The 7,287-nt window shown below is 34.7% G+C and carries 3 protein-coding genes; all 3 read right to left on the minus strand.

Annotation, left to right across the window (positions count from 1 at the left end; genetic code table 11):
• Positions 1 to 152: 152 nt before the first annotated feature.
• On the minus strand, positions 153 to 1,199 hold the full coding sequence (locus G592_RS16780) for an acyltransferase family protein (protein ID WP_051194683.1): 1,047 nt from the start codon (positions 1,197 to 1,199) through the stop codon (positions 153 to 155).
• 280 nt (positions 1,200 to 1,479) lie between these two features.
• On the minus strand, positions 1,480 to 4,131 hold the full coding sequence (locus tag G592_RS0100560) for a hypothetical protein (RefSeq protein ID WP_028246097.1): 2,652 nt from the start codon (positions 4,129 to 4,131) through the stop codon (positions 1,480 to 1,482).
• A 221-nt stretch (positions 4,132 to 4,352) separates the two neighbouring features.
• Positions 4,353 to 6,992, minus strand: a complete 2,640-nt coding sequence (locus tag G592_RS0100565) for a hypothetical protein (RefSeq protein WP_028246098.1) — start codon at positions 6,990 to 6,992, stop codon at positions 4,353 to 4,355.
• Positions 6,993 to 7,287: the final 295 nt, after the last annotated feature.

Below are 7,287 nucleotides of genomic sequence, written 5' to 3' on the forward strand. Positions count from 1 at the left end.
TGATATCTTATGTTACTTTTCACAATTTGTTCATAAATATTCATACTACTATATATAGACAGCTGTTTTAGCATACTCTTTTTGCATTTAAGCATTTTTTAAGGGCGTCAAAGTGACGCCCTTAATACAAGTATATTATATTCCCGATACAATTAATCAACTGCTAAAGCACTATATTTCTTTAGTAAAGAAATCATCCATACAACAAATATATGCGTAATATATGCAAGAACACATGTCACGATTAAGCATACTATTATAAATATTCCTGATGATAATTTCCCATTTGTGATTGAATCCACTATTATGAATACTTTTTGATGTAATAAATAAATCTCAAATGATATCTCCCCCAAGAAATTACTAATTTTATTACCGTATTTTAATTTAACATTCGAAATTAGCACAAACAGCGTAATACTAAATCCTAGTAAAATTTTTAATAAATAGTCTCCATAAAATGGAACATATTTAAATTGCAGATAAAAACCACCTAATATAATACCTGCAACAAAGCTTGCCCCCATTTTTGCAATCCATTTTTCTCTAAAAAAATTATAAAACGCTGAAGCAGACCAAGCTAATAGGATTCCCCAAATAAATCCAAAAATTTCTGTAGACCACACTGTTTTTGTGTATTTACCAGTAAATTGCATTAAATAAAAACATAAACTAAAAACTGCAATAGATATACAAATTACTAAATTACATAAAATCGGCTTCTTTGATAGGAGAATATGTGAAATCCAGAAAAAAATATAACAAGCAATCATCCACCTAACCCAAATGTCAATTTCAAAGATTGAAATCCAACTCATCTTGCCGTCAGCTATAACCCACATTGTCAACATATATATAATATTGGTTACCCAGCAGGTAATAAATAGTTTCGGCAATCGTTTCCGCCAAAAACTTTTTATCAAATTATTTCTTTTGTTCATCGCCAAGGTCAATCCATAGGACGATGTCAAAAAGAAAAATGTCACTCCAATAAAACCAAAAGACGATATCAAATCCTGAATTATATTGCCGTGCACGCTAGGAACATGCACCATTACAACCACAAGACACCAAAAGCCTCTCATTGCGTTAGAGTTATTCTTGTCAAAAAAATTTGACTCCACATTAACAACTGCAGCTTTAGAAGTAATCAAATACATCAAAAAGACTACAATCAAAAACATCATTAGTATATCCATTATCAATCATCCTTACTACACTATGTACCTATTGTATATTTAGCCAAATCATTCAAGTCTGAAATACCATATTCCTTACTTGCTAATACAGAAGCATGAATAGTAATGTCTACTTTAACGTAAATTCGTTTTCCATTAAAATTCTCTTCACATACATTTAATATTGTATTGTATTCTATACTAAATAATCAAGATTTTGCATTTAAGTAAAAATATTTAAAGGGCGTCAAAAACTGACGCCCTTTCTTGTACCTTATATATGTACCATATTTTTAGTTTTTTATGCAGCTACATCCATAGCTCTAACAACTGATGTAAGCTCGTTACCATTAATATCTGAAATAGTAACAAAAACAACTACATTAATTGTATCTCTTGCATTTTGGCACAATTCCTGAACATTATGAATTGAAGAAAGTGCTTTATCTGCAACTCTGGTAAAAACAGAAATAGTACCTTTAACTACTACTGGCTTACCCTCAATTACAGTGTTGTATTCACTAGACACATCAGCACTGCAAGAAGTAAGCTTGTAATCAGCTTCTGTCTCTCTTGTTAAGCTTTCTGCCTTGGCAACTAATGTCTTAGCTTCATCATTATACTGAAGAGCTTCCTTGTATGACTCTGCAGCATTTAATAATCCAGCTATCTTAGAATAATCCTCGCCATATGCATAGCTATATCTCTGTCTCTGTAAATCATCAAGGTTTGCGCTTACACCGTCAAATTCAGCCTTTGCTGAATCACGAATTAACTCAAGATCACCAAAGTATTCTGAATATGCATAGCCTGCTTCTCTAACTATACCATAAGGTGCGTATAAATCAGAATCGATTGAATCATATTCAGCTGTTAAATCTTCAATTTCAGAGTCTATACGAGTTACTTTTTTATACAAATCCGAATAAATTGTTCTTTGGATATTCGCCTCGATATATTCGCCAAGAATCTCTGATACATCACTAATAGTATTCTTTGAGTTAAACAAAAGAGCCTCATATCTTGCAATTCTCTCTTCACTCTCACGTAATAGTGACTCATACCAATCATTATCATAAGGGCTATAGAACTTTTCATCGATAGTATCTTTAGCTCTCTGAAGTTCTTTGCTTCTTTTATCTAATACTCTCTTCTTAGCTAATAATCTTTCTTGCTCGATTAATGACTTCTGATAGTTATCATAAACTTCCCTATTGTCAATAATCTGCTGGTTGTATGCTGCTACAGCATCATTATAATTTTTTTCTGCCTCAGCATACTTTGCTTCGTATTCAGCTAATTCTTCAAGAAGCGCCTTATACTCATCAGCGTCGATTCCACTCTTATCTGCATTAGAATCAAGCTTTTCCTTGTAAGCAGCAATAGCCTCATCAATGAGAGCTACCTTTTCATCTGTTGTAGTTGCTGCTGCAATTCTAGATGCATAATCTCCAAGGCCATTTTCAGCAGCTGCTTTAAGGAACTCATCAGCTGAAGAATCAGTTGCTTCTGCGATCTTATCGTAGTTATCACGAACAGCCTGATTATCATTTTCAGCCTGCTCATAATCGATAGTCGCACCGATATCATCAACTGCCTTCTGCATCTCCTCAAGAGTCTTCTTGTAATTTATAGCACCCGACTCATTAGCTTTATATTCAGCAATGACTGTCTTTAACTCAGAATATGTAATTCTAGTCTTCTGTAAAGCATCTTCTGAGCGCGTCTTAATATCATGTGCTTTTGATAAGTTACTTAATGCATCCCTGTATGGGGCATAATAGCATTCAAACTCAGAATAAAATCCATTCGCATCTCTGAGTTCATCATGCACAGCCATCTGTTTGCTAATCACTTCATCAACTAAACTCTCAAGGTCCATTTCAGCGTTTGTCTTTTCGTTAAGTGCAGACTCTTTAGCCTGATATGCCTTATCATGCTTTGCTGATAATTCAGCATATTCTTTACGCTTATCAAGATCTCCATCTTTATCTATATCCTTCAGACGGCTGTCAGCTGTATCATATGCAGCTCTTTTAACCTGTCTGTCAGATAAAGCATCTGAAAGATCTGAATACCAGTTTTCAGCATTTGTCTCAGAGTTTTCAGCTGCTGCTTCAGCCTGCTCTCTAGCGTAATAGATTTCATCAAACTTAGCATTGCTTTCCTCAAAAGCTTCTTTAGCCTGAAGGAACTCATTTAATCTAAGTTCATACTCAGCCAAAACTTCAGGGCTTACATCAGCACCATCACCTAACTCTTCCTTGAGCGCTAACCACTCTGTGTGAATTTCCTGGTACTCTTTTAATAATTCATCATATTTTGCAGATGCTTCCTGATATCTTACATATTCTTCAGTCTCACTAGAATTAATCTTTGCAAGTTCTTCTTCAAGTTGAGCTTCTTCTTCTTTAAGTCTGCGAACCTCACTATATGCAACCTGATTGGCTTCATCTATAATATCAATTTTTTCCTGCAAATCTGAAGTGTTATTGCATTTTTCGACATATTCTTCCAAGCCGTGATCCTTTGCTGAGTATTCAAAATCAGCTGCAGCCTCATCAGCTTCCTCAACAAAATCATCATAAACTTCATTAACTTGATCGTTCTTCTCTTCAGCTTGATCTAATACGTCTTTTCCACCCTTAAGTAGCTCTTCTGACTTTTCATCATCCAAGTTTTTTGTTTCAACTGCATTATTAGCTTCATCGAGGTACCCTGCTTCCGCAACAGCATCTCCCTCAACAACCTCAGCAGCATCTTTCATAGTTTGGATTTTCGAATCCGTACTAGAAATATCTCCGATATTTGTGGATTGTTCTAATATCGGAATTTGACTACTTACGTCGTCTAGTTCTGCAGCAAATGACTCTGTGGAATTAGTCGAAAGACCAAGAGCCACTACACCGCCGAACACTAACGACTTAATCAAATTGTGTCCGTCTTTTTTCATATAACCTTATTCCTCCTCGAAAATAGTACATAAGATACATTTTATATAATATTGTATTTTAGACTACATAATCAAGTTATTGCCGTAATTTGATCCTTTATATGAATCCCAAATTGCCTGGACAAGCCATTTTCGTCAATGCAACATAAAAAACTCCTGCCGTTTTCTGACAGGAGTTTCTTAAAATATGTACGTTATATATATCTACGAATGTTATTGCATTACGCTGCAACATTTATATTTCTTACTATTGTTGCAACTACACCAGTCATATCAGAAATAGTAACTTGTACTGTTAAATATATAGTATCTCTGGCATTTTCACATAACTGCTGAATATTTCCCACTGACTCAACAGTACTTTCCAAAACTTTTGTATATGCAGAGACCGTTCCTGTTATTACCATTGGTTTGCCTTTAATTACAGTATCATATTCACTAGTTATTGTTGTACTGCAATCAGCAAGCTTGTATGCCAATTCTGTTTCTTTTGTCAAACAGTCTGCACTGTAAACCAACTCTTTAGCCTCATCAGTATACATAAGTGCCATCTTATATACTTCTGCAGCATTTAAAAATCCAGTAACACTATCATATTCTTTTCCTAAAACATATCTATATTTCTGTTTCTTTAAATCGTCAAGCGCTGCACTAACTTCATCTAGATTCTTCTTAGCAAGTTTTTGTTCCTCGTCAACTTCTCCAAAATAATCTGTATATAAGTAATATCCCTCTCGAACTACTCCATATGGTGCATATAAATCATCATGAATTTTCTCATACTCCATAGAAACATCACGCATATCAGAATAAATTCTTGAAGCCTTTGCAAATAAATCTACATAAATAGCTCTTTGGAAAGACGCATCAATGTATTCACCTAAAATTCCCACAACATCTTCGAGAGTATTATTAGGATTAAATAAAATCGTTTCAGCTTTTTCTACTCTTTCGTTTGGCTCTTTCATCACTGAATCGTACCATTCACGATCGTAGTATTTATAAAATTTCTCTTCTACAGTTCCCTTAGCTCTACTAAGTTCTTTTAACTGCTTTTCTAATTCACTTTTTTTTGCTTTTAATCTCTCTTCTTCCTTCAAAGATTGCTCATAAGACTCATAAGCAGCTCTATTCTCGTTGATTTTTTTATCATATGCAGCCCGTGCATCATTATATTTCTTCTCACTTTCAACATAATTCTTCTCATATAGAGCTATCTTTTCAATAAGATTTTGATATTCTTCAGAAGAAATTGCATTATCATCAGCATAGGAATCGAGCTTAGCCTTCAGAGCAACAATTGCTTCATCGATAATTGCTATCTTTTCTTCAGTTGTAGCTGCCGCATTTATTCTATCTACATATCCCTCGAGCCCATTATTACTTGAAGCCTTTTCATACTTCTCAGCTATAGCCTCAGTTGTTTCTTTGATTTTTTCGTATTCGCTGTGTGCAATTTCGTCATTATCCTTAGCTTCTTCATAGTCTATAGTTTTATTTATCTCGTCTACAGCTTTCTGGATATCTTCAACTGCATCTCTTATATTCTGTACGTCAGCCCCTTTAGAACTATATTCAGAAACAACTTCTGTTAAATTTGAATACGCATCTTTTGTCTTTTGAAGGCTTTCATCCGAACGTTTTTTTATCTCTTGAGCTTTAACTAAATTCAAAAGAGCATCGCGATATTCCAAATATATATTATTGAACTCCTGATAATAAGCGTGCTCATCTCTCATTGAAATTCGCAAATCTTCTAACCGCTCAATTATTTCATCATAAAGTGCGTATACATTACTCTCAGCATTAACCACATCAATATATGCATCTTCCTGTGCAAAATATGCTTCCTCTTCACGCTCAGATAACTCTAAATAATATCTGTACTTCTCAAGTTTTCCATCTGCATTTATTTCCTTCAAACGATTATCAGCATCTACATACTCAGCTCTCTTCGTTTGTCTATAAGATAAGGTGTCTGAAAGATCAGAATACCATTTTTCTATTTCTTCCTCAGAATTATCTTCTCCCTGTACTCTTTCATAATATATTTCATCAAACTTAGCATTACTTTCGTCGAGTGCTGCTTTGGCCTGATTAAACTCTTTCAATCTTGTTTCATATTCTGCCAACAAACCAGGGTCAACATTCGCACCATTCCCTAATTCCTCGTTTAGAGCCAGCCATTCATTATGTAGCTCTTCATATATCTTCAACAGTTCTTCGTATTTTTTTATTGCTGCCTCTAGGATAGCATGCTCCTCGGTCTCATTCTTATCTAATTCATCCAACTTTGCTTCAAGTGCAGCTTGCTCCTCTTCCATTTTCTGATATTCACTATATGCATCCTTATCAGCTTCATCAATAATATCTATTTTCTCCTGTAAATCCGCTGTCTCATTGCACTTTTCCACATATTCTTCAAGGCCACGCTCTTTTGCTATATTTTCAAAGTCAGCCGCTTTCTCTTCCACGTCATTTGAAATCTCTCCATAGATTTCTGTCACTTGACCAGCTTTTTCTTCAGCTTGATCAAGCACGTCCTTTCCGCCATTCAATATCTCATCTGATTTTTCTTCGTCAAGATTGTCTGCCGCAATCGCTTCATTTGCAGCATCAAGATACCCCTCTTCAGCAATGGCATCACCCTCAACGACCTCTGCGGCGTCTTCCATTGTCTGAAGTTTAGTATCACTTTCTTCAGCTGAAAAGATGCTATTAGTTTCTTCTAAAATAAGATTTTGTTCTTCTCCCCCTTCGAGTTCCGCAGCTAGTGACTCATTTGAATTAATCGAAAATCCAACTGTTATGATACCACCTACGATTAAAGACTTTATTAATTTTTGTCCTGTTCTTTTCATAATCTCTTTATTGCCTCCTCGAAATTACAAACCTTAGATACATTTTACATTGTATTGTATTCTATGCTACATAATCAAGGTCTTGAAGTAATTTGATATATTTAATTATTAAATAGACATAAAAAGCTCTAGTGACGAAATGTAGGCGCATAAAATTACAAGCCGGAACCGTGATGGTTCCGACCTGTTTCAGTTATAACTATTCAAATATTACTCGTTTAAAAATTGATTCCACTTCCTCAAATGAAATATTAAATGCTTTTAATACTTCAGCGGTCTGTTCTTTTACCGCCTC

It is taken from the genome of Pseudobutyrivibrio ruminis CF1b (genome assembly GCF_000424005.1).
GTDB classification, from domain to species: domain Bacteria; phylum Bacillota; class Clostridia; order Lachnospirales; family Lachnospiraceae; genus Pseudobutyrivibrio; species Pseudobutyrivibrio ruminis_C.

Coding starts and splice junctions, on each gene's coding strand:
- G592_RS16780 (WP_051194683.1), bottom strand. CDS start 1,199: ATGGATATACTAATGATGTTTTTGATTGTAGTCTTTTTGATGTATTTG.
- G592_RS0100560 (WP_028246097.1), bottom strand. CDS start 4,131: ATGAAAAAAGACGGACACAATTTGATTAAGTCGTTAGTGTTCGGCGGT.
- G592_RS0100565 (WP_028246098.1), bottom strand. CDS start 6,992: ATGAAAAGAACAGGACAAAAATTAATAAAGTCTTTAATCGTAGGTGGT.